This is a genomic window from Streptomyces sp. RLA012 (assembly GCF_056270325.1).
Genome location: NZ_JBWDPA010000002.1, coordinates 4,946,615 through 4,971,781, shown reverse-complemented (window position 1 = coordinate 4,971,781; position 25,167 = coordinate 4,946,615). Strand labels below are relative to the sequence as shown.

At 70.2% G+C, this 25,167-nt stretch carries 21 protein-coding genes and 1 pseudogene; 11 read left to right on the top strand and 11 right to left on the bottom strand.

What is annotated here, in order from left to right; all coding sequences use genetic code 11:
- Nucleotides 1-41: 41 nt before the first annotated feature.
- The 3 genes from RV986_RS22620 to RV986_RS22610 form a co-directional block, all read right to left on the bottom strand.
- Nucleotides 42-1,277 carry a DUF5667 domain-containing protein gene (locus tag RV986_RS22620; protein WP_475919140.1) on the bottom strand — a complete coding sequence of 412 codons (1,236 nt, stop codon included), beginning with the start codon at nucleotides 1,275-1,277 and terminating at the stop codon, nucleotides 42-44.
- A 327-nt stretch (nucleotides 1,278-1,604) separates the two neighbouring features.
- Nucleotides 1,605-2,384, bottom strand: a complete 780-nt coding sequence (locus RV986_RS22615) for an ECF subfamily RNA polymerase sigma factor, BldN family (RefSeq protein ID WP_475919139.1) — start codon at nucleotides 2,382-2,384, stop codon at nucleotides 1,605-1,607.
- A 415-nt stretch (nucleotides 2,385-2,799) separates the two neighbouring features.
- Nucleotides 2,800-3,750, bottom strand: coding sequence for an HAD family hydrolase (locus RV986_RS22610; RefSeq protein WP_475919138.1), 951 nt, complete (start codon nucleotides 3,748-3,750; stop codon nucleotides 2,800-2,802).
- Nucleotides 3,751-3,878: 128 nt separating this feature from the next.
- On the opposite strand from RV986_RS22610, the gene RV986_RS22605 reads away from it, so the two are divergent.
- The 6 genes from RV986_RS22605 (at nucleotide 3,879) to hemB (ending at nucleotide 11,140) form a co-directional block, all read left to right on the top strand.
- A complete protein-coding gene (locus tag RV986_RS22605) occupies nucleotides 3,879-4,178 on the top strand; it encodes a glutaredoxin family protein (RefSeq protein ID WP_475919137.1) in 300 nt (99 codons plus the stop codon).
- A gap of 388 nt (nucleotides 4,179-4,566) precedes the next feature.
- Nucleotides 4,567-5,343, top strand: a complete 777-nt coding sequence (locus RV986_RS22600; protein WP_475919136.1) for a redox-sensing transcriptional repressor Rex — start codon at nucleotides 4,567-4,569, stop codon at nucleotides 5,341-5,343.
- Nucleotides 5,340-7,130 (top strand): glutamyl-tRNA reductase, encoded by a 1,791-nt coding sequence (locus RV986_RS22595; protein WP_475919135.1) that lies wholly within the window; start codon nucleotides 5,340-5,342, stop codon nucleotides 7,128-7,130. Before RV986_RS22600 ends, RV986_RS22595 begins: the two co-directional genes overlap by 4 nt.
- Nucleotides 7,131-7,204: 74 nt before the next feature.
- Entirely contained in the window at nucleotides 7,205-8,188 is a 984-nt protein-coding gene (gene hemC / locus RV986_RS22590) for a hydroxymethylbilane synthase (protein WP_475924382.1), read from the top strand.
- Nucleotides 8,185-9,906 carry a bifunctional uroporphyrinogen-III C-methyltransferase/uroporphyrinogen-III synthase gene (locus RV986_RS22585; RefSeq protein WP_475919134.1) on the top strand — a complete coding sequence of 574 codons (1,722 nt, stop codon included), beginning with the start codon at nucleotides 8,185-8,187 and terminating at the stop codon, nucleotides 9,904-9,906. Before hemC ends, RV986_RS22585 begins: the two co-directional genes overlap by 4 nt.
- Nucleotides 9,907-10,147: 241 nt before the next feature.
- Entirely contained in the window at nucleotides 10,148-11,140 is a 993-nt protein-coding gene (gene hemB / locus RV986_RS22580) for a porphobilinogen synthase (RefSeq protein WP_475919133.1), read from the top strand.
- Nucleotides 11,141-11,198: 58 nt separating this feature from the next.
- Here hemB and RV986_RS22575 read toward each other — a convergent pair whose 3' ends face one another.
- Complete coding sequence (locus tag RV986_RS22575) at nucleotides 11,199-11,954, bottom strand: DUF4232 domain-containing protein (RefSeq protein ID WP_475919132.1); 756 nt, start codon at nucleotides 11,952-11,954, stop codon at nucleotides 11,199-11,201.
- Between the two features lie 210 nt (nucleotides 11,955-12,164).
- Here RV986_RS22575 and RV986_RS22570 point away from each other — a divergent pair, with 210 nt between their 5' ends.
- The 3 genes and pseudogenes from RV986_RS22570 to RV986_RS22560 all read left to right on the top strand — a co-directional run bounded on the left by RV986_RS22570 (nucleotide 12,165) and on the right by RV986_RS22560 (nucleotide 14,072).
- Nucleotides 12,165-13,499 carry a helix-turn-helix domain-containing protein gene (locus RV986_RS22570; RefSeq protein WP_475919131.1) on the top strand — a complete coding sequence of 445 codons (1,335 nt, stop codon included), beginning with the start codon at nucleotides 12,165-12,167 and terminating at the stop codon, nucleotides 13,497-13,499.
- A gap of 92 nt (nucleotides 13,500-13,591) precedes the next feature.
- A pseudogene (locus RV986_RS22565) lies at nucleotides 13,592-13,741 on the top strand (SAM-dependent methyltransferase); the annotation flags it as partial.
- 199 nt (nucleotides 13,742-13,940) lie between these two features.
- Complete coding sequence (locus RV986_RS22560) at nucleotides 13,941-14,072, top strand: hypothetical protein (protein ID WP_475919130.1); 132 nt, start codon at nucleotides 13,941-13,943, stop codon at nucleotides 14,070-14,072.
- A 13-nt stretch (nucleotides 14,073-14,085) separates the two neighbouring features.
- Here the strand turns inward: RV986_RS22560 and RV986_RS22555 are convergent, their stop codons facing one another.
- From RV986_RS22555 to argS, 4 genes are all read right to left on the bottom strand, one after another.
- Complete coding sequence (locus RV986_RS22555) at nucleotides 14,086-14,973, bottom strand: DUF4253 domain-containing protein (protein WP_475919129.1); 888 nt, start codon at nucleotides 14,971-14,973, stop codon at nucleotides 14,086-14,088.
- Nucleotides 14,933-15,136: a DUF397 domain-containing protein gene (locus RV986_RS22550; RefSeq protein ID WP_475924381.1), complete on the bottom strand. Its 204-nt coding sequence runs from the start codon at nucleotides 15,134-15,136 to the stop codon at nucleotides 14,933-14,935. The genes RV986_RS22555 and RV986_RS22550 overlap by 41 nt, the downstream gene beginning before the upstream one ends.
- A 174-nt stretch (nucleotides 15,137-15,310) precedes the next feature.
- Nucleotides 15,311-15,904, bottom strand: a complete 594-nt coding sequence (locus RV986_RS22545; RefSeq protein ID WP_475919128.1) for a lamin tail domain-containing protein — start codon at nucleotides 15,902-15,904, stop codon at nucleotides 15,311-15,313.
- Between the two features lie 464 nt (nucleotides 15,905-16,368).
- Nucleotides 16,369-18,141: an arginine--tRNA ligase gene (argS, locus tag RV986_RS22540; protein ID WP_475919127.1), complete on the bottom strand. Its 1,773-nt coding sequence runs from the start codon at nucleotides 18,139-18,141 to the stop codon at nucleotides 16,369-16,371.
- A 158-nt stretch (nucleotides 18,142-18,299) separates the two neighbouring features.
- Between argS and lysS the strand changes: the two genes are divergently transcribed.
- A complete protein-coding gene (gene lysS, locus RV986_RS22535; RefSeq protein WP_475919126.1) occupies nucleotides 18,300-20,126 on the top strand; it encodes a lysine--tRNA ligase in 1,827 nt (608 codons plus the stop codon).
- Nucleotides 20,127-20,218: 92 nt separating this feature from the next.
- Here lysS and RV986_RS22530 read toward each other — a convergent pair whose 3' ends face one another.
- The 3 genes from RV986_RS22530 to RV986_RS22520 all read right to left on the bottom strand — a co-directional run bounded on the left by RV986_RS22530 (nucleotide 20,219) and on the right by RV986_RS22520 (nucleotide 23,736).
- Nucleotides 20,219-21,583: a DUF2637 domain-containing protein gene (locus RV986_RS22530; protein WP_475919125.1), complete on the bottom strand. Its 1,365-nt coding sequence runs from the start codon at nucleotides 21,581-21,583 to the stop codon at nucleotides 20,219-20,221.
- Nucleotides 21,584-21,770: 187 nt separating this feature from the next.
- Nucleotides 21,771-22,700: a DUF3558 family protein gene (locus RV986_RS22525; protein ID WP_475919124.1), complete on the bottom strand. Its 930-nt coding sequence runs from the start codon at nucleotides 22,698-22,700 to the stop codon at nucleotides 21,771-21,773.
- Nucleotides 22,701-22,857: 157 nt separating this feature from the next.
- Nucleotides 22,858-23,736: a DUF3558 domain-containing protein gene (locus RV986_RS22520; RefSeq protein ID WP_475919123.1), complete on the bottom strand. Its 879-nt coding sequence runs from the start codon at nucleotides 23,734-23,736 to the stop codon at nucleotides 22,858-22,860.
- 213 nt (nucleotides 23,737-23,949) lie between these two features.
- On the opposite strand from RV986_RS22520, the gene RV986_RS22515 reads away from it, so the two are divergent.
- Complete coding sequence (locus RV986_RS22515; protein ID WP_475924380.1) at nucleotides 23,950-25,143, top strand: RtcB family protein; 1,194 nt, start codon at nucleotides 23,950-23,952, stop codon at nucleotides 25,141-25,143.
- The last annotated feature ends 24 nt before the right edge of the window (nucleotides 25,144-25,167 follow it).

The following is a 25,167-nucleotide window of genomic DNA, read 5'->3' as shown; positions in this document are numbered from 1 at the left end:
TCGGGAGAAGGGCGCCCCCACCGACGTACGTACCCGCGGCCCTACTGTTTGTCCTCGCTGTCGATGCCCAGGCCCGGGAGGAGACCGGGCAGCAGCGGGGGCAGGGTGACGTCCGGCGCGCCGCTGGCCGGGCTGGACCTGCCGGCCGAGGGGGACGAGCTGGTGGTGTCCTTGGGCGGGTCCAGGAGGCCGCCCGTGCTGCCGCCGAGGAGGCCCTCGTCGGTGCTGCCCGAGGAGGTGGACGGCTTGGGCTTGCCGCTGTCGCTGCTGCTGTGGCTGCCGGTGGCGGAGCCGCTGGTGGCACTGGGTGCCGGGCGGTCCGTACCGGCGGACGAGCCGGGGGCCTCGGAACTGGCGCCCCGGTGGCGGCCCGTGCCCTCCTTCGCGGGTGTCTGCGGCAGCAGCGGGTCGACCTCCTCGTCTATGGCGTCGAACACCGACGAGACCTGCTGACTGACGTCGCCGAGTTGGACGGGCAGCCGGTCGCGCAGCGCGCCCCAGGCCTCGCGATGCGACTGGGCGAAGGCGGAGAGGGCCTGGATCGGGCCCAGTGAGCCGTCCCGCTCATACGCCTCGTGGAGCAGACGGTGGCCTTCGGACGCGTCGTGCTGCATGCCCGACAGTGCGCGGCGGATCTCGCCCAGCGACTCATGGTCGAGGTGGCCGGAGCGGCCGCGCTCCATGAGCCGGCGTGCCTCGCTCAGGCGTGTGGACGCCTGGTCGAGATAGAGCTCGCCCCGGTCGCTGTCACCGTGGGCCAGGCCCAGCTTGATGTCCTCCATACCTCGCTTGAGCCCGTAGAGCGAATCGCCGGGCAGGGCGTCGGAGCTGGCGGCGGCCACACCGCCGAAGGCTCCGGCGGCCACGCCGACGGTGAGCCCGCCCGCGGCGAGGCCCTTGGACAGACGCGAACGCGGTCGCAGCTTTCCCAGTCCGCTCGCCCGGTGTGCGCCCCGTGCCCGGTGGGACCGCTGCTCGGGCACGGAACGGTCCGGCCCTTCGCCCCCCGCGGCGGTGCCTGCCAGCAGCATGGCCTCCATCGCTGCCACGAGCTGTGCTCGCTGCACGATCTTGACCTCGGGATCCAGCTCCGGTTTGGGCAGCTCGCCGAGACCGGTGGCGAGGGCCAACAGCAGGCCCTGCCCGGTCTGTTCCGACGAAGCCTGGGACGGTGCCGATCCATCGGGCTGCTCGGCCGCCGTGCCCTGGTCGGAATGCTCCTCCAGGGCCTGGGCGAAGGCGTTCGCCCGCCGGTGTGCCGATACGTTCGCGATCACTGGCGGCACCTCCTCTCGTCATGACGGTCGACTCCCCAGGGGGTCCTGAGGGTTGCACGCCCCGGGCGCATCCACACGATCGAGTGATCGGCGATGGCCGGGTCGTGACCACAGGGAGCCTGTATCCCGCACAACGAGCGTCGCGGCACTTGGGTTACGGACGACGGATGATCGGACCGTGAAGTCAACGGACTTTCACGGAAGGTGAGTTGAGTGTCGCTGAGTGTGTGGGATCACTAGGGCGTTCGTACGGGTTGTGGTGGTCGTGTTCGTACGGGTTCCGATGACGGCCTTCGTACGGCTTCGGCCGGTGGTGTCGGTGCGGGGTCAGCGGGCGTCGTCCGGGAGGAGCCGGGCCAGGGTGCGGACGGCTCGGTACTGGAGGGTCTTGATGGCGCCCTCGTTCTTGCCCATCACACGGGCGGTCTCGGCGACCGAGAGCCCTTGCAGGAAGCGCAGGGTGACGCACTCCTGCTGCTGGGGATTGAGGCGTCGTACGGCGTCGAGCAGGGCCGCGTTGGAGAGCGATTCGAGCACCGAGTCCTCGGGGCTGCGTTCGACCTCGTTCGCGTCGAGCATTTCGCCGGTGGTCACTTCGAGCCGGAAACGGCTCGACTTGAAGTGGTCCGCGACCAGGTTGCGGGCGATGGTGACCAGCCAGGCGCCGAAGTCGCGGCCCTGCCAGGTGAAGGTGCCGATACGGCGGAGGGCGCGCAGGAACGTCTCACTGGTGAGGTCCTCCGCGGTCGCCTTGCCGCCGACGCGGTAGTAGATGTAGCGGTACACGGTGTCGCTGTACTGGTCGTAGAGGCGGCCGAAGGCGTCGGCCTCGCCGGCCTGGGCGCGCTCTACGAGGTCCATCATCCGGGCGCTGTCACTGTCTGCGGCCGGGCGGCGTGCGGTGGGCGTGGCGGCCGAGCCCGAGCGGCCTCGTCTGCCTACCGCCGCGTTGCCGTCGGCCAAGGCGTAGCAAGGGCCGACGGGCGCGGGGAGGGCGGCGAGGGCGGGGACGGCGTACGCGGTGGGGACGAAGCCGCGCAAGCGGTCCAGGACCGTTGCGCGCAGCGTAGCCAGGCCCGAGGCGTCAACCCCGACGTGTGAGTACACGGGACTCCCAGAGGCAGAGCTTCCATCACGTTCAGTGCGGGACCGTTCACCCGTCGTAGCGACGGAGGGGTACCGGTTTGCGTCTGAGGAGAATAACGCTTCGTACAGGCGGCACTACACCCAGTTGCTCAAATCATCGATTACGTCGCTTCTGTAACCGATTGACGCCTGATCAAGTGTCGGAGAGTGACCGATTGTTGATCGGATTAGTCCGTGTTCGGTGTAGGTGCGGGGCGTGTTGTGGCCGGGTGGGCGGTGGGGGGACTGGGCGGGAGGAGGTGGGGGGTAGGGCTGCGGGATTGGGCATGCGGCAGTGGGGCGCCGTGGGTGGGGCCGGGCATGCCGCAGGGCCCCGCGCCCTCTGGGGGCGGGGCTGGGTGGCGTGGCTCCTCATGCCCCCTGGGGGGCGGGTTTGTCAGCGGCGGCGGCGGTGGAGGGCGATGGCGGCTGCTGTGCCGCCCGCCACGGCGCCGACTCCGGCTGCCGCGGGGATGCCGACCTTCGCGGCCTTCCGTGCCGTGCGGTAGTCGCGCAGCCGCCAGTCGAACGTGCGGGCGTGCTTGCGGAGCTTTGTGTCCGGGTTGATCGCGTAGGGGTGGCCGACCAGGGACAGCATGGGGATGTCGTTGTGGGAGTCGCTGTAGGCGGCGCAGCGGGAGAGGTCCAGGCCCTCCGCGGCGGCCAGGGCGCGTACCGCCTCCGCCTTCGCCGGGCCGTGCAGCGGTTCGCCGACCAGTTTGCCCGTGTAGACGCCGTCCACCGACTCCGCGACCGTACCCAACGCGCCGGTCAGGCCCAGGCGGCGGGCGATCACCGTGGCGATCTCGACGGGGGCCGCCGTGACCAGCCAGACCTTCTGGCCCGCGTCCAGGTGGGCCTGGGCGAGGGCGCGGGTGCCGGGCCAGATGCGTTCGGCCATGTACTCGTCGTAGATCTCCTCGCCGATCGACATCAGCTCCGAGACCCGGTGGCCCTTGACGATCGACAGTGCCGAGTCGCGGGCGTCCTGCATGTGTTCCGGGTCCTCGACGCCGGCCAGCCTGAACCATGCCTGCTGCCAGGCGAATCGGGCCAGGTCGCGCGTTTCGAAGAACTTGCGCTTGTACAGGCCCCGGCCGAAGTGGAAGAGGGCGGCACCCTGCATCACGGTGTTGTCGAGGTCGAAGAAGGCCGCGGCCTTTTCGTCGCCGAGGACCGGGAACTCCGGTTCCTGGGCGGGGGCGCCGGCGTCGGGCGCGGCGGTGGGCGCCAGTTCCTCCAGTTCCTGGGAGGACTTGCGCGCTGCCTCCGCCGAGGCCTCGCCTGCCAACACGCTCCGCGCGGTGGCGGAGCGCCTACGGGGAGTGAGCCATCCGAGAGCGGCCATGGCGTGAGCATAGCCAGTTTGTTCGGTGCTTCCGGAGTCGAGAGGATGCGGGGCTGTGAACTCTCCGCGACCGAGTCGTTAAAGAAGTCGTCCGACCGGCGCGTCGGGCCCGTGTGCGCGGCGGGAGAATGACCCGTATGAGTTCCATGTTCCGGCGCGGTGAGCGCCGTACGGCATCGAAGACGCCCTCGGAGCGGCTGGTCACGCTCATCAGGAAGCCTGGTTGTCATCTGTGTGATGACGCACAAGAAGTGGTGGAGAAGGTGTGTGGGGATCTCGGGGTCCCCTGGGAGCACAAGGACATCACCGAGGATGAAGAGCTGCACCGCGCCTACTGGGAGCAGATCCCGGTGGTACTGGTGGACGGGGCGCAGCACACCTTCTGGCGCGTGGACGAAGGGCGGCTGCGCAAGGCCCTCGCTCCGTGACGGCACGCCGTGGTGCGGTGTGACGTGGTGCGGTGAGGGGCGGCGCGATGCGGTGTTCTGTCCGGATTGTGTCGCGGGTGGGCCGAGGGTGCGTCCTGGTCGGTGAGTCCGGTGCGGTCCGGAAAGTCGCCTAGGATCGACGGCGATTGGTCTCGGGGGCGGGATTCGTTGAGGAGAGTGTGCGGTTTTGCCCCCTTCAGGTGCGGAACGAAGCTGTGCGCGTGCCGGTTCCATACAGGCGCGCCGGGTGTGCGTGACCCCCGTCACGTTGCCCGGGCAAATCGGACACCATCTTTGTGCACGCGTTCACAAAGACATAGCCTGCATTCGACGGGGCGGTCTAGGTACGTGTGACCGCCTGCAGCCCCGCGCTACCCGCAGGAGCACCGTGGCAACTGGCCGAACTCACCGACCGGCGACCCGCAGCCGAGGGATTCCCGAGGCCACCGTCGCCCGGCTTCCGCTGTACCTCCGAGCCCTCACCGCACTGTCGGAGCGCTCGGTACCCACGGTCTCCTCCGAGGAGCTCGCGGCCGCGGCGGGGGTCAACTCCGCCAAGCTGCGCAAGGACTTCTCCTACCTCGGCTCCTACGGGACGCGTGGTGTGGGGTACGACGTCGAGTATCTCGTGTACCAGATCTCCCGTGAGCTGGGCCTGACCCAGGACTGGCCGGTAGTGATCGTCGGTATCGGTAACCTCGGCGCCGCACTGGCCAACTACGGAGGGTTCGCGTCCCGTGGGTTCCGGGTCGCCGCGCTGATCGACGCCGATCCGGAGATGGCCGGAAAGCAGGTCGCCGGGATCGCCGTGCAGCACAGCGACGGCCTGGAGAAGATCATCGACGAGAACGGCGTGTCCATCGGGGTCATCACCACCCCGCCGGGCGTCGCCCAGCAGGTCTGCGACCGCCTGGTCGCCGCCGGGGTCACCTCCATCCTCAACTTCGCGCCGACCGTGCTGTCCGTTCCGGACGGCGTCGACGTACGCAAGGTCGATCTCTCCATCGAGCTGCAGATCCTCGCCTTCCACGAGCAGCGCAAGGCCGGCGAGGAGGCCGAGGCCCAGGCGAATGCCGGGGCCGGTGCCGGACCCGTGGTCCAGACCTCCCAGGAGAACGACGGCAAAGGGCCTGACGGGGACGTCCCCGCCGTGATGCCGGCATGAGTCTCCTCGTCGTCGGGCTGAGCCACCGCAGCGCCCCGGTCAGCGTGCTGGAGCAGGCCACGCTGAACGCTGACGCCCAGATCAAGCTGCTGCAGGACACGGTCGCCGCCGAACCGGCCGCCGAGGCCACGCTGCTGGCCACCTGCAACCGCATCGAGCTGTACGCCGACGTGGACAAGTTCCACGCGGGTGTCGCCGAGCTGTCCACGCTGCTCGCCCAGCACAGCGGGGTCGGCCTTGAGGAACTCACCCCGCACCTCTATGTGCACTACGAGGACCGGGCCGTCCACCATCTCTTCTCGGTGGCCTGCGGGCTGGACTCGATGGTCGTGGGCGAGGGCCAGATCCTCGGTCAGATCAAGGACGCGCTCGCCACCGCGCAGGAGCTGCACACCGCGGGCCGGCTGCTGAACGACCTGTTCCAGCAGGCGCTGCGGGTCGGCAAGCGCGCGCACTCCGAGACCGGCATCGACCGGGCCGGGCAGTCCCTGGTCACCTTCGGCCTGGAGCAACTGTCCTCCGGTGCCGCCATCGACGCCTGGGCCTGGGGCAAGAAGGCGCTCGTCATCGGCGCCGGCTCCATGTCCTCGCTGGCCGCGGCGACGCTCGCGCGCGCCGGGGTCGCCGAGATCGTGATCGCCAACCGCACACCGGACCGCGCGGAGCGGCTCGCCCAGATCCTCAACGAGGGGGACGGTACGGACGTGCTGGCCCGCGCGGTACCGATGGATTCGGTGCCGGCCGAGCTGACACGTGCCGACGTGGCCATCTCCTGCACCGGGGCGACCGGGCTCGTCCTGACGGCCGACTCGGTCGCGGCAGCCGTGGCGGGACGCCTGGCCGGGCCCGTGGGTGCGGCCGAGCGTGCGGCGCAGCCCGCGGTTCAGGGCGCCACCTCCGGTCGTACGACATCCGCCGTGGACTCCGGTCGTACGGCGTCGTCCTCTGTCGTGTCCCAGAACGCGCCGCTCGCTCCCACGAGCGTCGGTGCCGACGACGGCTGCCCGCTCGACCTGTCCGCCGTGCAGGGCACGGCCGGCTTCTCCGTGCTCGGTGAGGCCGCCGTGGCCGGGATGGCCGCCGCCGAGCTGGAGCAGCACGCCGCCTGGGTGGACAAGGGCGACGCGGCGGCCCGTGCCCCGCGTGGCGCGGCCGTGCTCGACCCGGAGGCCGATGCCGAGGCCATCGCCGCGCTCGTCTCCGCCGTCGCCAGTGTGGGCCGGGTCCCCGAGCGCCGCAGGCCGGAGCCGGTCGCCGAGGCTCCCCGGCCCGCGCCCGTGCTCTCGCTGCTCGACCTCGCCATGCCCCGTGACATCGACGCGGCCGTGCACCGGCTGCTCGGTGTGCGGCTCGTCGACATCGAGTCGCTGGCCGAGGCGTCGGCCGACGCGCCGATGGCGGCCGACGTGGACCAGGTGCGAAGGATCGTTTCCGACGAGGTGGCCGCCTTCGGCGCCGCCCTGCGGGCCGCCCACATCACCCCCACCGTCGTGGCGCTGCGGACCATGGCCGCCGACCTCGTCGCGAGTGAGATCGCGCGGCTCGACGGGCGGCTGCCGGACCTCGACGAGAAGCAGCGGGGCGAGATCACGCAGACCGTGCGGCGCGTCGTCGACAAGCTGTTGCACGCGCCGACCGTACGGGTCAAGCAACTGGCCGCCGAACCCGGCGGCGCCGGGTACGCGGACGCGCTGCGAACCCTGTTCGACCTGGACCCCGAGACGGTCGCCTCCGTCTCGCGGGCCGAGAACAACAACGAGAACGCCAAGAACCGAGGGCGAGCATGAGTGAGCCACGTGAGCCACGTGCGCCGCAGGGGTCGGATGGAGCGCCCCGGAGGCGAACAGAGGAAAAAGGGGCACTGAGGCTGGGGACCAGGCGCAGCAGGCTCGCCATGGCCCAGGCCGGGCTGGTGGCGGATGCCGTGAGCCGGGTGACCGGACGGCCCGTCGAGCTCGTGGAGATCACGACGTACGGCGACACCTCCCGCGAACACCTCGCGCAGATCGGCGGCACGGGCGTCTTCGTCACCGCGCTGCGCGAGGCGCTGCTGCTCGGCGAGGTCGACTTCGCCGTGCACTCCCTGAAGGACCTGCCGACCGGGCAGCCCGACGAGCTCGCGCTGGCCGCCGTGCCGCTGCGCGAGGATCCGCGTGACGTGCTCGTCGCCCGCGACGGGCTGCGCTTCGAGGAGCTTCCGGACGGTGCGCGCGTCGGCACCGGTTCGCCGCGCCGGATGGCCCAGCTGAACGCGTACGCCCGTAACCACGGGATGACGATCGAGACGGTCGCGATCCGTGGGAACGTCGATACGCGGATCGGATACGTACGCGGTGGGGAGCTCGACGCCGTCGTGCTCGCCGCCGCCGGCCTCAGCCGCCTGGGGCGGATCGAGGACGTGACGGACTTCCTGTCCGTCGACACCGTTTTGCCCGCCCCCGGCCAGGGGGCCCTGGCGATCGAGTGCACCGCGGACAACGCGGATCTCGTCGCCGCGCTCGGCGAACTCGACGACCCGTTCACCCGGGCCGCCGTGACCGCCGAGCGGTCCCTGCTCGCCGCCCTGGAGGCCGGCTGCAGCGCACCTGTGGGTGCGTTCGCCGACCTCCCCCAAGCTCTCAGCTCCGTTCGAGCAGAGGGGACCCCCATGGCCGACGAGCAGGTTTTCAAGGAAATGCGCCTGCGCGGCGTCGTCGGCACGACCGACGGCACGACGTTGGTGCAGTTGTCCACCACCGGTCCCGTGCCCGAGACACATGACCAAGCAATGGCGCTCGGCCGTGAACTCGCCGCCGAGATGCTTGCCAAGGGCGCGGCCGGTCTGATGGGGGAGCGAGCACATTGAGCCCCACCACCCTTCCCGCCGGTCCCGCACACGGGCACGTCACCTTTCTTGGTGCCGGACCCGGAGATCCGGGCCTACTGACACTGCGCGCCGTCGAGGCGCTGGCGAACGCGGACGTCCTTGTCGCCGAGCACGAGGTGCTCGACATGGTCCGTGTCCATGCCAGACAAGGCGTCGCCGTCATGAGTACGAATACGGATGTGGGGACGCCTTTGGGCACGTCTTCCAGTACGTATCCGAGCACAGGCACGCCTCAGCCAGCGGTTGTTGACGTCGTGTCAACAACCGTTGGTGACCCCGCGTTGAGGGGCGCTGCCAATCTTGTCATGGAGGCCGTGCGGGGCGGCAAGCGGGTCGTGCGTGCGGTGTCCGGTGACCCCGGGCTCGACACGTACGCCGCCGAGGAGATGCTGGCCTGCGCCGCCGCGGGTGTGCCGTTCGAGGTCGTACCGGGGGTCGCCGCGGCCGTGGGCGTGCCCGCGTACGCCGGTGTGCCGCTGCGTGACGCGCAGGGCGCCGACGTGCGGTTCGTCGACGCGCGTACGGCCTCCGACCGGTGCTGGACCGAGGTCGGGGCGTCGGACGGGACGGTCGTCGTCTCCTCGACGCTCGACTCGGTGGCCGCGGCCGCGGGCGAGCTGGTCGCGGCCGGTCGTAAGCCGGACACCCCGATGACCGTGACGATCGCCGGTACGACGACACGTCAGCGGACCTGGTCGGCCACGCTCGGGACGATCGCCCAGACCCTGAAGCAGGCCAAGGTGCTGCCGTCCCCGGACGGTGGCCGGCCGGTGATAGCCGTGGTCGGGGAGCGTTCCGCCGCGGCTCAGCGCGAGCAGCTCTCGTGGTTCGAGTCCAAGCCGCTGTTCGGCTGGAAGGTGCTCGTGCCACGGACGAAGGAACAGGCGGCTTCGCTCTCCGACCAACTGCGTTCCTACGGTGCCGTGCCGCACGAGGTGCCGACGATCGCCGTCGAGCCGCCGCGGACGCCGCAGCAGATGGAGCGGGCGGTCAAGGGCCTGGTGACGGGCCGCTACGAGTGGATCGCTTTTACTTCCGTGAACGCGGTCAAGGCCGTGCGGGAGAAGTTCGAGGAGTACGGGCTCGACGCGCGGGCCTTCGCCGGGATCAAGGTCGCGGCGGTGGGGGAGCAGACCGCGAAGGCGCTGGTCGCCTTTGGCGTGAAGCCGGATCTGGTGCCGAGCGGTGAGCAGTCGGCCGCGGGTCTTCTTGAGGACTGGCCGCCGTACGACCCGGTCTTCGACCCGATCGACCGGGTGTTCCTGCCGCGGGCCGACATCGCCACCGAGACGCTGGTCGCGGGGCTCATCGAGCTGGGCTGGGAGGTCGACGACGTCACGGCCTACCGGACCGTGCGGGCCTCGCCGCCGCCGGCCGAGACGCGGGAGGCGATCAAGGGCGGTGGCTTCGACGCCGTGCTGTTCACGTCCTCCTCGACGGTGCGGAATCTGGTGGGTATCGCGGGCAAGCCGCACAACGTGACGGTGATCGCCTGTATCGGTCCGGCCACCGCCAAGACGGCGGAGGAGCACGGGTTGCGGGTCGATGTCATGGCTCCGGAGCCGTCCGTGCACAAGCTGGCGGAGGCGTTGGCCGACTTCGGGCTGAAGCGGCGGGCCGCTGCCGCGGAGGCTGGGGATCCGGTCACTCGGCCCAGTGAGCGGAGGCCGGGGGCGCGGAGGCGTCGGGCGACGTAGGGGGTGTGGGACGGGTAGGGGCGGCTCGGGGCGGGTTCTTCGCCCCCGCCGCCCCTACCCGTCCCATCCCTGCCTGGGGGCTGCCGCCCCCAGACCCCCGGGTGGGTTCTTCGGCTGCGGATGGTGGGGGTCGGTCGCGCAGTTCCCCGCGCCCCTGACGGGGTGCAGCCCCTCCGGAGCCGGTCGGCGTACCGGCACGGTGTCGGCAAGGGGGTATGCGTGGCGGGCGTAGCGTAGAGGGATGACTAAGTACGGATCCTTCCCCGGTACGCGGCCGCGGCGGCTGCGTACGTCGCCTGTCATGCGGCGCATGGTCGCCGAGACCCGGCTGCACCCCGCCGACTTCATCCTCCCCGCGTTCGTGCGGGAGGGCGTGAGCGAGCCGGTACCGATCGCGGCCATGCCCGGCGTCGTGCAGCACACGCGCGACAGCCTGAAGAAGGCCGCGCTGGAGGCCGTTGAGGCCGGGATCTCCGGGATCATGCTCTTCGGAGTGCCGGAGGACTCGAAGAAGGATGCCGTCGGGACCCCCGGGACCGACCCGGACGGGATTCTGCAGGTCGCGATCCGCGAGGTGCGCGCCGAGGTCGGGGACGAACTGCTCGTCATGTCCGACCTCTGTCTCGACGAGACCATCGACCACGGGCACTGCGGAGTGCTCGACGCGGAAGGTCGCGTCGACAATGACGCGACCCTGGAGCGGTACGCCGAGATGGCCCAGGTCCAGGCCGACGCCGGGGCCCATGTGGTGGGCCCCAGCGGGATGATGGACGGGCAGATCGGAGTCATCCGCGACGCCCTGGACCAGATCGGGCGCGAGGACGTGGCCATCCTCGCCTACACCGCCAAGTACTCCTCCGCCTTCTACGGCCCCTTCCGGGAGGCCGTCGCCTCCTCGCTGAAGGGCGACCGGAAGACGTATCAGCAGGATCCCGCGAATGTCCGGGAGTCCCTGCGGGAGCTGGCCCTCGACCTGGAGGAAGGGGCCGACATGGTGATGGTGAAGCCGGCCGGCCCCTACCTCGACGTTCTGGCGAGGGTCGCTGACTCCGTCGACGTGCCCGTCGCCGCGTACCAGATCTCCGGCGAGTACTCGATGATCGAGGCGGCGGCCGAGAAGGGCTGGATCGACCGCGACAAGGCGATTCTGGAGACGCTGACCGGCATCAAGCGGGCCGGCGCCCAGAACATCCTCACCTACTGGGCCACCGAGGTCGCGCAGAAGCTGCGCTAGGCCTCTGGGCCCCGGGCCTCTCCCTGGTCCCTGGTCCCTGTTCCCTAGTCCTTGGTGCCTAGTAGGACAGGGCGTCGTCCAGGCTCTGCTGCCAGTACGTCACCGTGAGCTTGTCGTCGACGTGGACACCCTTCGCGGGGAGCGAAGGGGTCGCGCTTGCGCCCTTGGCGAAGCCGATCACGAGGGTCTTGGCCGTGTAGCCGTTGCCGCCGCTGCCGTCGCCGGCCGACAGCAGGACGCCCGCGTAGCCGGACTCGCCGGGGGCCAGGGTGACGACCGCCTGCGGGTGGGTCTCCTCGGCGACCGGCGGGACCGCCTGGGCCTCCTCGCCGAAGCGGGCGATCGGGTAGCCGGTCAGGTCGCAGTTCTTCGAGCCGGTGTTGGTGACGGTGAGGAGGAGGTGGTTGAGGGGGCGGGAGACCTCGGTGGCGGTGGTTTTGGTGTTGCTGCCGTTGCAGGCGGGGTTCAGGGTGGTTGTGGTGCTTCCACCGTTCTTTCCGGTGGAGTTGGAGCCGGAGTTGGATCCCGAGTTGGATCCCGAGTTGGATCCGGAGCTGGAGCCGCCGCTGGTGCCCGTGGCGGTGCTCTTCGGGTCGGCCGTCGAACCTCCCGTGTTACCCGCCGGCTTCGCCGTCGCCCCTCCGCCGGCCGCCGACGCGCTCGGCTGCGTCGAGGTCTGGGACGAGGTCTGGGACGAGGCGGACGGGCCCTCGTCATGTACGCCCTGTCCGTTGTTGCACGCCGTAAGAGCGAACGCGGCGAGCGCGACCGTCGTGGCGGCGAGGAGGCGGGTGCGGGCGGTGCGTGCGGACATGAGGGATCCCCCTGTGTGTATGGCTGGTTGGCGGCCGCTCGACCGGTCGAGGGGAGCGGCGTGCTTGGATGACCACAGCTTGTGGGGTGATCCGTCCCGGCCGCCATGGTTGCCGGGGGATACGGGACGCTGGAACGTTCGTAGGGGGTCTGACCTGGGGGAATGTCGTCCCCCTGGAACGCGGCCCGGGACGCGGGGGATGGAGGAACGATGGCCGGGGACGAGTTCACGGGGCTGCTGCGGGAGCTGAAGGAGCGGTCCGGACTCAGTTACGGGGCACTCGCGAAACGCTTGCACGTGAGTACGTCCACGCTGCATCGGTACGTCAACGGGGATGCCGTACCGGCGGATTACGCGCCCGTGGAGCGGCTCGCACGGGTGTGCGGGGCGACTCCCGGGGAGCTTGTGGAGCTGCATCGGAGGTGGGTACGGGCGGACGCGCTGCGGGGGCAGAAGGGAATGCCTTCGGTGTCTGCGGTGTCTCTGGAGGCTCTGGTGTCTTCGGAGGCTTCGGGGGCTTCGGAGTCGGCGGTGCCCGTGACGTCCGCGGTGCCCGTGACGTCCGTGGTGTCTGCGACCTCTGGGGCGGCGGAGGGTTCCTCCGGGGAGGCTCCGGCGCCGGGGCGACGGCGGCGTACGGTCGTGCTCGCCTCGGTCGCCGTCGCCGCGGTTCTCGCGTCCGCGGCGCTCGCGGTGCGGTTCGTGCCGGACGGGAACGGAGAGCCGGGCGGAGGGCGGGAGGCCGTGGGGGCCGCCGCCTCGGTCGGCGCTTCGGCGGGCACCCAGGACACGGCGTCGTCCGACGCGAAGCGGCGGGAGCCTTCCGGCTCCGTGACGCCTTCCGGTTCCGCTTCCGCCTCGCGCGGTGGCAGTCCTGAGGTGTCCGCCCGGGCCACTTCCAGTGCGGGTGCGGGCGCCGGTGCGGGGCTGGGGGTTGCCGACGGTGCCAGCGCGCCCGTCGTCGCCACCAACCCGTACAAGTGGGACGGTCCCTGCAGTCAGCACTACCTCGTGAACCGGGAGGCCGCTCGGGTGCCCCCGCCGCCGAACGAGCCGGACGCGCGCGGATGGGTCTCGGCGCTCGGCGGGGTCGCCGGCGGGGAGCAGATGCTCGCGCTGACCGTACAGGGGACGGGCAGGGCCACCGTCGTCCTGGATGGGCTGCACGTGCGGGTGGTGGGGAAGAACGCGCCGCTCGCCTGGAACGACTACGCGATGGGCGTCGGCTGCGGCGGCGGCGTGGAGACGAAGTCGTTCGCGGTGGACCTCGACGCGGGCCGGCCCGTCACCACGCCCAAGGCCGGGCAACGGGACTTCCCGTACAAGGTCAGCGAGTCCGACCCCGAGGTCTTCTATGTGTTCGCGGACGCGCAGGCGCACGACGTGAGCTGGTACCTGGAGCTCGACTGGTCCAGCGGGACGAACAGCGGCACGGTGCGCATCGACGACAACGGGCAGCCGTTCCGCACGAGCGGGAACGTGGGGCGGCCCGCGTACGACTATCCGCTGGGCGGGAGCGAGTGGCAGACGGCGCCCACGGGATAGGGCACCACTCCCGTCGGGCCGGGGCACTGTCAAGTCCCCCAGGAGTTGGGTTGTTGCTCGCTCAATGACGCGACTCTCCAGGGGGAGGCTTTATGCCCGGTGATGCTCTCGGCCAGGACCCCGCCGAGCTGAGAAGGAGGATCGACGCCACCAAGGCGCACCCGGCGCGCGTCTACGACGTCTTCCTCGGGGGCAAGGACAACTACCCGGTCGACCGGGCGGCGGCCGCGCGCTGTCTCGCCGACCGGGACCTCGATGCCCATGTGGCCCGGGTCGCGGGCGGGTAGCGCGGGCGGCGCGACGCCATGCCGGCGGGTATGGCCGATGCCCTTCCGGGTGGGTCCACGTGGACCCGGCCCGAAGGCGGCATGTTCCTCCGGGCGCGGCTGCCCGAGGAGTACGACACCACCGCCCTGCTCCCGGCTGTGGTGGAGCAGGGCGGTGGCGTATGTGCCCGGGGCGCCCTTCTACGCCGGTGCCGCCGACCGCGCGAGGCTGCGGCTCTGCTTCGTCACGCAGACTCCGGACGAGCTCGCGGAGGGCCCGCGGCGGCCGGCGAAGGGGGTGCGGTAGGCAGGGGAGTCGGTCAGTCCCACCAGAAGGACCACACCCGCTTCCCGAGCACCTCGTGCTCCGCGTACGCGCGCAGCGTCTCGCCCTCGCCCTGGGTGATGTTGTCCGGGCAGAACGCGAAGTGCTCGGCGGCGACCGCCTCGGCCTCGGCCTTCGTGGCGGGCGGGGCCGCCACCGACAGGACCAGCTGGTCGAAGGTGAGGGCCACCACCCGAACCCCGAAACGGTCCTCCCACGAGCGCAGGACCGCGCAGAGACGGGCCACGTCGCCCTCGTAGTTCACCGGACCGGACCAGCCGATCGCCGCCGGGATGTCCGCGCTGCGGCGCGCCGGGATCAGGGCGAGGCGCGGCTCCTTGAGCCATGAGCCGCTGCCCGCCAAGGAGTCGGCGACCTCGGCGGCACGGTCGTCCGGGTCGGCGCCGGAAGCGGTGGCGGGCGCGAGGCCGGGCCACTGCACGCCGTGCGGGGCTATCGTCTCCGCGAACTCCTCGGCCTCACCGAAGAGTTCGACGACCGTCTCCTTGCCGGGGTAGTCCACGTCGGCGTCGAGTTCGAGCTCGTCCTCCGCGTACTCCTCCCAGTACCCCGCCAGCACCTCGTCGGCGTCGTGATCCCCCGGATACGACACCTCGCCGGGCAGCAGCTCCCACTCCTCCGGCCCGCCTTGGCTGCCGCCGACGTCTATGAGCAGGGGGAGCAGCCCGGCCGTGCGCGGGGAGGAACCCAGCGCCGTCCAGTCGCCGGGGGCGGCCGGCCCGTCGGCGTGCCACAACAACGGCTCGTGCCACGGGCCCTCGTCGGTCGTGTCGATCAGTCTCCCGGGCGGGAGTTCGAGCCCGAGCGCGCGCCCGCTCGGGTCAGCCGCCAGCGAGGGCAGCGGGTTGGGAAGTGTCGCCATGGAAGTGACTGTAGGTGCAGCCACTGACAGTTGGGTGCGATGCGGTGCCCTGGCGGGCCGCGTATGCCGTGAACGCCGACCAGGCTTCCGGGGAAGCGGCGACGATGGGGCCGGTGGGGGTCTTGGAATCGCGGACGTGGATGGCGTGGGGGCAGGCGGCCACCTCGCGCACTCGTGGCTCTCCCGGCTCTCCTGGCAGACGGTCCAGCAGGCTCCTGGACGGGACACACGGGCGCGGCGTGCCACAAGTGGTTCGTGGCACGCCGCGCGAAGGGGAGAAGGTCAGGCGCGGGGTGAGGGCGGCACCGTCCGTGTGCCGGCCCTGTCCCGCTCGGGGTCAGCGGTGGCCGTGGCCCGGGCCCCGGTTGTCGCCGTCGCCCCGGCCGTGACCGTTGCCGTGGCCCGGGCCCCGGTTGTCGCCGTCGCCCCGGCCGTGACCGTCGCCGTGGCCGCGGCCGTCGCCACCGTGGTGCCTGCTGTCCCAGGAGGCGGTGTCGACCACGCGGCGGTGGTCGTTGCGGAGCGTGGCGGTGTCGTCGCGGTCGTCCCAGACGTAGTCGCGGCGGTCCTGGTAGACGTCGCGGTGGGTGTCACGCCCGACACCGGTGTGGACGCGGACGGTGGAGCGGCCGTCCAGGCGCAGGTGGTGGAAGGTGTAGACGCGGCCCTGGCGGTTGGACAGGGTCCAGTTGTCCAGGTTCACGCTGTGGCGCCCGTTGTTGGTGATCTGCACCCACTCCTCGTTCAGCGAGCGGTTGGACCTGGAACCGTGTCCCGGGGAGTCGTACTGGACCTTGCTGATCTCCACCTGCGGACCGCGCGGCTCGGCTCCGTTGGCTGCCGCCGGCAGGGCGGCTGCCCCCACCAGCGCGGCGGCGGACAGGGCGGCGGCGGCCAGGCGCCGGGCCGTGAAGGACTGCGAAGCGGACATGGGTCCCCCTTGGGGTACTCGCGGGCCACGGCCACAGGATCGTGCCGTGGGCCCGCTGTGTGGTGCACCCGGCCTGCTGGCCGGACACCGCACAGCCTGCCGACCGAAGCGCTCCGGTGCGTCGGGGAATCAGGGGGCGTTGCCGATCAACGACATAGCCGTGATGGTCGCCTGCAGTGTGCATGTTTTGTGAAGGGGTGTCAGGTTGACGCCTCTTTGGAGGGTGTCGCCGCATCAGTACTGATCTGTCGTGCTTGTTCGCCATGCCGCGCCACCCATTCGCGACCCCCGCCGTCACCCGAAAGTGAGTAACAGTCCCGAGTGGGCAGGGGCACCCGCCCGGGTGGTCGTGCGTACGCGCGTTCGGGTGCGGAAACGACTGATCCCGTAGGCGGCATCAGCGGCCTACGGGATCAGGTAGTACGGGAACAGCGAGGTGCGGGAGATCAGAGGCGTGCCGGAGATCAGAGGCGCTCGGGCGTCCTGATGCCCAGCAGGGCCATGCCCTGGTGGAGCGTGCGGGCGGTGAGGTCGCAGAGGAAGAGGCGGTTCTCCGCGACCTCCTGGGCCGGCGCCGGCTTGATGACCGGGCACTGGTCGTAGAACGTCGTGTAGAGCGACGCCAGTTGGTACAGGTACGCCGCCAGCTTGTGCGGGGCGTACTCGGCGGCGACCTCGTCCAGCGTCTCTCCGAACCGGTCCAGGTGCAGACCCAACGCCCGCTCCGCCGGGGCCAGTTCGAGCCCCGGGTGGGCCAGCGGCGTACGGTCGCCGGCCTTGCCGAAGATCGACCGGATACGGGCGTACGCGTACTGGAGGTACACGGACGTGTCGCCGTTCAGCGAGACCATCTGGTCCAGGTCGAACTTGTAGTCCCGGACGGCGGAGGTGGAGAGGTCCGCGTACTTCACGGCGCCGATGCCGACGTGCCGGCCGTTCTCCTCGATCTCCTGCTCGCTCAGGCCCACCTTCTCGGCCTTCTCCCGTACGACGGCGGTGGCCCGCTCGATCGCCTCGTCGAGGAGATCCACCAGCCGGACCGTCTCGCCCTCACGGGTCTTGAACGGCTTGCCGTCCTTGCCCAGGACCGTGCCGAAGGCCAACTGCTGCGCCTTCACGTCGTCGTTCAGCCAGCCCGCCCTGCGCGCGGTCTCGAAGACCATCTTGAAGTGCAGGGACTGGCGGGCGTCGACCACGTAGAGGAGGGTGTTCGCCTTCAGGTTGAAGACACGGTCCCTGATCGCCGACAGGTCCGTCGCCGCGTAGCCGTAGCCGCCGTCCGACTTCTTCACGATCAGCGGGACCGGGTTGCCGTCCGGGCCCTTCACATCGTCGAAGAACACGCACAGCGCACCGTCGGAGCGGACCGCCACGCCCGAGTCCTCCAGGAGGCGGCAGGTCTCGTCGAGCATGTCGTTGTAGCCCGACTCGCCGACCACGTCCGGGTCCCGGATCTCCATGTCCAGCTTGTCGAAGACCGAGTAGAAGTAGATCTTCGACTCGTCCACGAACCTCTGCCACATGGCGAGGGTCTCGGGCTCGCCCGCCTGGAGGTCGACCACCCGGCGCCGCGCCCGCGTCTTGAACTCCTCGTCGGAGTCGAAGAGCGTCCGCGCCGCCTTGTAGAGCCGGTTCAGGTTCGACATGGCCTCCTCGCCGGAGACCTCCGCCTCGCCCTTGTGGTCCAGCTCGTGCGGGTGCTCGATCAGGTACTGGATGAGCATGCCGAACTGGGTGCCCCAGTCGCCGATGTGGTGGCGCCGGACGACGGACTCGCCGGTGAACTCCAGGATCTGGACGACCGCGTCACCGATCACGGCAGACCGGAGATGACCTACGTGCATCTCCTTCGCCACGTTCGGCTGCGCGTAGTCGATCACCGTCGTGCCCGGCTGCTCCGCGAGCGGCACGCCGAGGCGCTCGCCGTCCGCGTACCGCGCCGCCAGGTTTTCGGTGATGGCCTTGTCGGTGACCGTGATGTTCAGGAAGCCGGGGCCGGAGACCTCGATGTCCTTGATCGTGTCGCCCGACTCGACCCGGGCGACGACCTGCGTCGCCAGCTCCCGCGGGTTCGCCTTCGCCTTCTTCGCGAGGGCCAGGATCCCGTTGGCCTGGAAGTCGGCCCGGTCGCTTCGTCGCAGCAGCGGGTCCGCGGAACCGGCCTCCGGCAGGGCTGCCGAGAGGGCGTCCGCGAGGCGCTGGTGGACGGAAGCGGTGAGGGACGTGACCGAGGCCATGGAGTGGCTGCCGTTCTGCTCGGGTTCCGGGAGTTCGTGTAGCTACAGAAACTCAGTATCCCATGCACTGAAAAGCCGTTTTCGCGGTTGCCGCCCGAGCTGGGAGAATGGTGCGGTCAGCCGTACTGGCGTATCAGGGCGTATCAGAAAAGAAGGACGTGCCGATCGTGGCTCAGAGCACCGAGACCACCGACTGGGTCTCCCGTTACGCGGATGAGGTCATCGAGGAGTCGGAGCGTCGTGCGCCTGGCGCGGTGACATCAGTCGCTACCGCTCCGGGCATCGTCGTCGCGTCCGGCCTCTCCCCCTCGGGCCCGATCCACCTCGGCAACCTCCGCGAGGTCATGACCCCGCACCTCGTCGCCGACGAGCTCCGCCGCCGCGGGTACACCGTGCGCCACCTGCTCTCCTGGGACGACTACGACCGGTACCGCAAGGTCCCCGTCGGCGTCCCCGGCGTCGACCAGGAGGCCTGGGCCGAGCACATCGGCAAGCCGCTGACCTCCGTCCCGGCCCCGAAGGGCTCGGCCTACCCGAACTGGGCCGAGCACTTCAAGGCCGCGATGGTCGAGGCGCTGGCCGAGCTCGGCGTCGAGTACGACGGGATCAGCCAGACCGAGCAGTACACCTCGGGGACCTATCGCGAGCAGGTGCTGTTCGCGATGAGGCACCGCGGTGACATCGACGCGATCCTCGACCAGTACCGGACCAAGAAGGGCCCGGCGAAGCAGCAGGGGCAGAAGCAGCAGGGGCAGAAGCAGCAGGGGCAGAAGCCGGTCGACGAGGCCGAGCTCGACGCCGCCGAAGGCTCCGGCGCCGCCGCCGAGGACGACGGCAGCTCGACCGCCGGGTACTACCCGTACAAGCCCTACTGCGGGCAGTGCGAGAAGGACCTCACCACCGTCACCTCGTACGACGACGAGACCACCGAGCTGGCGTACACCTGCTCGGCCTGCGGCTTCTCCGAGACCGTCCGGCTGAGCGAGTTCAACCGCGGCAAGCTGGTCTGGAAGGTCGACTGGCCCATGCGCTGGGCCTACGAGGGTGTCATTTTCGAGCCGAGCGGCGTCGACCACTCCTCTCCGGGGTCCTCGTTCCAGGTGGGCGGCCAGATCGTGGGCATCTTCGGCGGCAAGCAGCCGATCGGACCGATGTACGCGTTCGTCGGCATCTCCGGCATGGCCAAGATGTCCAGCAGCAAGGGCGGGGTGCCCACCCCGGCCGACGCGCTCCAGATCATGGAGCCGCAGCTGCTGCGCTGGCTGTACGCCCGCCGTCGCCCCAACCAGTCGTTCAAGATCGCCTTCGACCAGGAGATCCAGCGGCTGTACGACGAGTGGGACAAGCTCGCCGGCAAGGTCGCTGGGGGCACCTCCCAGGCTTTCGGCTCTGGGGGAGGGTCGGTACTGCCGGCCGACGCCGCCGCGTACACGCGCGCGGTGGGCACCGCCGCCGGGGAACTGCCCAGGACCCCGCGCCCGATGCCGTACCGCACCCTCGCCTCCGTCGCCGACGTCACCGCAGGCGCCGAGGACCAGACCCTGCGGATCCTGAGCGAGCTCGACCCCGGAAACCCGCTCGCCTCCCTGGACGAGGTCCGGCCCCGGCTCGACAAGGCCGAGACCTGGATCAACACCCAGGTCCCGGCCGAGGAGCGCACGGTCGTCCGCGAGGAGCCCGACATCGACCTGCTCAAGTCCCTGGACGACCAGGGCCGCGAGTCGCTGCGGCTGCTGCTCGACGGGCTGGCGGAGAACTGGTCCCTGGACGGCCTGACCCACCTCGTCTACGGCGTCCCCAAGGTCCAGGCCGGCTTCCCCGCCGACGCCACCGCCAAGGAGCTCCCGGCGGAGATCAAGGTCGCCCAGCGCACGTTCTTCGCGCTGCTGTACCACCTGCTGGTCGGGCGTGACACCGGTCCGCGCCTGCCCACGCTGCTGCTCGCGGTGGGACAGGACCGGGTGGGCAAGCTGCTCGGCGCGTAGGGCCTTCGGCCGTACGAGGAAGGGGGCGCCCGGTGAACACCGGGCGCCCCCTTCCTCGTACCTCTCGATGCCTCGCGTACGCACGTCTGTGCTTACGCGATGTGGTCTTCCTGGAGTTCCGCCGTGTGGCGGTTGGTGAAGCGGTTGACCATTCGCTCGGCCTCGCGCTGCGGGAGTGTGGTGCCGTACGTGGCCTCCACGTCACCCCTGAACTGGCCCGAGGTCGGGTAGCTGCCGTCTATCGACTTCTTGAAGACCAGGTAGTAGTCGTCCTCGGTCGGCTCCGTGCCGCCGCCCGCGCCCAGCTCACGGGTGCGGCCCGGGCCGGACGGGATCGGGAAGGTACCGGTGTCCTCCGGAGAGGGCTCCGGGGCGGGGGCCGGCGGCTCCTCGTACTGCTGCGGGAACGCCTGCTGCGGGAACGTCTGCTGCTCGAACTGCTGCTGTTCCTCGAACTGCTGCCGGGCCCGGAAGAACTGCTGCTGCTCCTCGAACTGCTCGGCCTGCTGCTGCTCGTCGTACCACTGCCTGTACGCGACATCCGGGTCGTACGTCGGGTCGTAGCCGCCCTGATACGCGATGGACTGGGGGTCCCGCGCCTGAAGCCACTGACTCTGCGGCTCGGCGTAGTCCTCCGGCTGCCCGGGGAACTCGTCGGCCCGGGGAGCGGGACGCTGGTTGCGGGCGGGTGCCGCGTTGTTCTGTACGGCGGGTGCCGTCTCGGGGGCGCGACCGGTCGCCGCCGTGTCGGCCGGCTCCAGGGCGGGCTGTGGGGCGGGGGGCAGCAGTACGGGTTCGATGCCCGCCGCCGCCAGACCCGCCGGAGCCGTTTCCGCCAGCGGGACGCCGTAGCGGGCCAGCCGCAGGGGCATCAGGGACTCCACCGGGGCCTTGCGGCGCCAGGCGCGGCCGAAGCGGGAGTGCAGGCGGGCCTGGTAGACGAGGCGGTCCTGCTCCAGCTTGATGACCTGCTCGTAGGAGCGCAGCTCCCACAGCTTCATGCGGCGCCACAGGAGGAAGGTGGGCAGCGGCGAGAGCATCCAGCGGGTGAGGCGGACGCCCTCCATGTGCCGGTCGGCGGTGATGTCGGCGATCCGGCCGATCGCGTGCCGGGCCGCCTCGACCGAGACCACGAACAGCACCGGGATCACGGCGTGCATGCCGACGCCCAGCGGGTCCGGCCAGGCCGCCGCGCCGTTGAACGCGATCGTCGCGACCGTCAGCAGCCACGCCGTCTGGCGCAGCAGCGGGAAGGGGATGCGGATCCAGGTCAGCAGCAGATCGAGGGCGAGCAGGACGCAGATGCCCGCGTCGATGCCGATCGGGAACACGTACGCGAAGTTCCCGAAGCCCTTCTTGAGAGCGAGCTCGCGCACGGCCGCGTAGGACCCGGCGAAGCCGATCCCCGCGATGACGAGCGCACCGGCGACGACCACGCCGATGAGAATCCGGTGCATTCGTGTGAGCTGGATTGGCGCGGCCACCCGTACTCCCCTCCCCTTGCGTGTTGTTGCGCGCAACAGGGTGGCACATGTGTACGGCGGACGGGTGGGCGGTATGGGAGGAGCGCGGTCCCCGCGGAGACCGGGCCCCTCCAAATGGGCTGCTGGGCAGGCAAGTTGAGCGGTGACGGCCCTTTGGACGTCAGTTCTTCTTGCTCGCCGATGTGGACGGGGAAGCCGACGCCGAGGGCTTGGAGCCGGTCGTCGCGGACGGCGAAGCCGACTTGGACGGGGACGCCGACTTGGACGGCGAACCCGCCTTGGAGGGGGAGGCGGACTTCGCCGGGGCGGTCGCCCGGCTGCCGTCCTGGTTCGAGGTGGCCACCGCGGCCACCGCCTCCTTGGCGGCCTTCTCCGCGGCCTTCGTCAGATCGTCCGCGTCGGGGGCCTTGTCGCCCGCCAGGCCGGCACCGTTGTAGTCGAGGGTGATGACGACGTTCTCGACGCGTGTGACGACCGTCTGCTGCTTGAAGGTGCCTTCCTTCTTCTTCAGGTCGTAGCGCACGGCCGTCGACTCGTCGCCCGCCCCGGAGACCGGCTCCGACCGGATGCTCTTCGCGCCCGTCACCGTTTTGGCGTCCTTGATCTGCTTCTCGTAGTAGCTCCGCGCGAGCTGGTTGCCCTCGCCGCGGGCCGCGTCCGACTCGAAACGCAGCAGGGAGACGTTCAGCCAGCGGAACTGGGAGCCCTTGACGCCCTTGTTGTCGAGGCTGTTCCAGGAGCAGTTGCTGCGGGTCTGCGCATCGTCCGACTTGCCCGCCTTGGCCGACTTCAGCCCCTTCGGGACGAGTTCGCCCAGTGTCTTCTTCGAGAGGGCCGAACAGGGGGCCGGAAGCGTCCCGTACGCGGCCTCCTTGACGGCGTTCGCGGAGGCGTTCGCGGAGGCCGACGAGGTCGCGGCGGTGTTCTGCTCCGCGTTGTTGCCGGCGCTCGATCCGGAGCCGGAGCCGGAGCTGGATCCGGAGTCCGAGGAACAGCCGGCGGTGACGAGTACTGCCGGGACGGCGGCTGCGCAGACAAGGATGCGGGTGAGTCGCGGGGCTCGGCCTACTCGCTGTGCTGGTCGGTGCATGGTTCCTTCACTCGTGGCGCTCATGGTGCGGCGTGGTGCGGCCGCACATGGCAGGTGCGGCCGGTCGGGTCCGAGGGGCCACGGTACGCGGTGAGGCAGCTGAGCGTTTCCTGTTCGCGGGGTTCGTGCGGGACGCCGGGGTGCCCTCGTGGAGCCCTCAGCCGTTGAACCTGTCGACGAGCTTCTGTGCCAGATTTCGCGCCTTGTCCTGCATTTCCTTGCTGTCCGGGGCGCCGGTGGAGGCGGTCGGCTGCTCGGCGTACTCGATCCTCACGATCACGTTGGACGTGCGGAACACCACAGTCACCGTGCGCTGCTGGGTCGTCGAGGAGGCGGAAGTGAGCCGGTCGTTCAGGAACGCCTCGTCCCCCAGACCGCTGAGTTGGCGGGGCTGGAGATCGGTGGGGGTTCCGCTCGCGCTGGAGGAGGCGGAGGCGGAGGAGGAGGTCGAGGGGGAGATCGAGGTCGAGGGTGAGGTGGAAGGGGAGGCTGAGGGCGAGGTGGGGGTGGAGGCCGAGGCGGACGCGGAGGGGGTGGCGGAGTCGGTGTCGCCACCGGAGGCGGAGGCGGGGGGCGAGGTGGAGACCTCGGGGAGGTCCGCGGCGGTCTCCTCCGTCGCGTAGATGTCCTGGGCGCGGGTGTCGTCGCTCACCGCGTTGTCGTACGAGACCACGCGCTCGAAGTCGACGAGGAGGTGGTCGCCGGCGTCCGTGGACTCCACCTTCCAGCCGCAGCCGACGCGGCGGTCGGTGTCGTAGGTGAGGGTGGCCTCGCCCTCGTACGCCTTGTCGCGCTGGTCCTGGTCGGTGATCTGCTTGATGCCGGGCAGCAGCGAGTCGAGGCTGTCGTGGCTCACGGCGGCGCAGGCTTCCGGGAGCGTGCGGTACTTGCCCGGCTGGGCGGCCGGGGTGGACGCGCTGAAGTCGCCGGGCTTGGAGTCGTCCGCAGTGCCGCCGCCTCCCGAACCGCCGGTGCAGCCGGCCAGCAGTGCCGCGAGGAGTGCGGCGATGCCGGGGACGTACGCCTTCCGCTGCACGGTCAGGCTCCTCTCGACGGTTCCCGGGGCCTGTGGCCGGGATGCCCTGTGGTGCTGTCCTGTGGTTATTCGGTTGCCGCGCGGGGGCGGCCCCTGGAGACAATGTGTATCGCACGCACTGCTGTGGATGCCGGTCCGTTGTCTCATACGTCGACCTTGGCACTGGTTTTGCGTTGTATGACTTTTGTTGTTTTCCGGGGGAATGAGGATGTTATGTCGTACGTGGAGATACCGGGCGCGCAGGTGCCCATCCGTATGTGGACCGACCCGGCGTCGGTCGAGGACGTGGCCCTGCGCCAGCTCCAGAACGTGGCCACGCTCCCGTGGATCAAGGGGCTCGCCGTCATGCCCGACGTCCACTACGGGAAGGGTGCGACGGTCGGGTCGGTCATCGCGATGCGGGACGCGGTGTGTCCGGCGGCGGTGGGGGTGGACATCGGGTGCGGGATGTCTGCCGTCAAGACGTCGCTCACCGCCAATGATCTGCCGGGGGATCTTTCGCGGCTTCGGTCGAAGATCGAGGAGGCCATTCCGGTGGGGCGGGGGATGCATGACAGTCCGGTCGAGCCGGGGCGGTTCCATGGGCTGGCCACTGCCGGGTGGGACGACTTCTGGGGGCGGTTCGATGGCATCGCCGAAGCGGTCAAATTCCGTCAGGAACGTGCCATTAAGCAGATAGGAACGCTCGGATCGGGAAATCATTTCATCGAAATCTGCACAGATACGACCGGTTCTGTCTGGCTGATGCTGCACTCCGGTTCGCGCAACATCGGAAAGGAACTGGCCGAGTACCACATCGGCGTCGCCCAGAAGCTCCCGCACAACCAGGGGCTGGTCGACCGTGACCTCGCGGTCTTCGTCGCGGACACTCCGCAGATGGCCGCGTACCGCAACGACCTGTTCTGGGCGCAGGAGTACGCGAAGTACAACCGCACCCTGATGATGGCGCTCCTGAAGGACGTGGTCCGCAAGGAGTTCAAGAAGGCGAAGCCGAACTTCGAGCCGGAGGTCAGCTGCCACCACAATTACGTCAACATCGAGCGCTATGACGGCATGGACTTGCTCGTCACCCGCAAGGGGGCCATCAGCGCTCGGGCCGGAGAATTCGGCATCATCCCGGGTTCGATGGGCACGGGTTCGTACATCGTGAAGGGACTCGGCAACGAGAAGTCCTTCAACTCGGCGTCGCACGGCGCGGGTCGGCGCATGAGCCGCAACGCGGCGAAGCGCAAGTTCTCGACGCGCGACCTGGAGGAGCAGACGCAGGGCGTCGAGTGCCGTAAGGACTCCGGTGTCGTGGACGAGATCCCGGGTGCGTACAAGCCGATCGAGCAGGTCATCGAGCAGCAGAGCGACCTCGTGGAGGTCGTGGCGAAGCTGAAGCAGGTCGTCTGCGTGAAGGGTTGACGCGCGGAGGTAAAGGTAGTCAGA

Bases quoted from the DNA above. Each gene is read 5' to 3' on its own strand.
- RV986_RS22610 (WP_475919138.1), bottom strand. From the start codon at position 3,750: ATGGCCGCTCTCGGATGGCTCACTCCCCGTAGGCGCTCCGCCACCGCG.
- RV986_RS22605 (WP_475919137.1), top strand. From the start codon at position 3,879: ATGACCCGTATGAGTTCCATGTTCCGGCGCGGTGAGCGCCGTACGGCA.
- RV986_RS22595 (WP_475919135.1), top strand. From the start codon at position 5,340: ATGAGTCTCCTCGTCGTCGGGCTGAGCCACCGCAGCGCCCCGGTCAGC.
- hemB (WP_475919133.1), top strand. From the start codon at position 10,148: ATGACTAAGTACGGATCCTTCCCCGGTACGCGGCCGCGGCGGCTGCGT.
- RV986_RS22575 (WP_475919132.1), bottom strand. From the start codon at position 11,954: ATGTCCGCACGCACCGCCCGCACCCGCCTCCTCGCCGCCACGACGGTC.
- RV986_RS22570 (WP_475919131.1), top strand. From the start codon at position 12,165: ATGGCCGGGGACGAGTTCACGGGGCTGCTGCGGGAGCTGAAGGAGCGG.
- RV986_RS22555 (WP_475919129.1), bottom strand. From the start codon at position 14,973: ATGGCGACACTTCCCAACCCGCTGCCCTCGCTGGCGGCTGACCCGAGC.
- RV986_RS22545 (WP_475919128.1), bottom strand. From the start codon at position 15,904: ATGTCCGCTTCGCAGTCCTTCACGGCCCGGCGCCTGGCCGCCGCCGCC.
- argS (WP_475919127.1), bottom strand. From the start codon at position 18,141: ATGGCCTCGGTCACGTCCCTCACCGCTTCCGTCCACCAGCGCCTCGCG.
- RV986_RS22530 (WP_475919125.1), bottom strand. From the start codon at position 21,583: ATGCACCGGATTCTCATCGGCGTGGTCGTCGCCGGTGCGCTCGTCATC.
- RV986_RS22525 (WP_475919124.1), bottom strand. From the start codon at position 22,700: ATGCACCGACCAGCACAGCGAGTAGGCCGAGCCCCGCGACTCACCCGC.
- RV986_RS22515 (WP_475924380.1), top strand. From the start codon at position 23,950: ATGTCGTACGTGGAGATACCGGGCGCGCAGGTGCCCATCCGTATGTGG.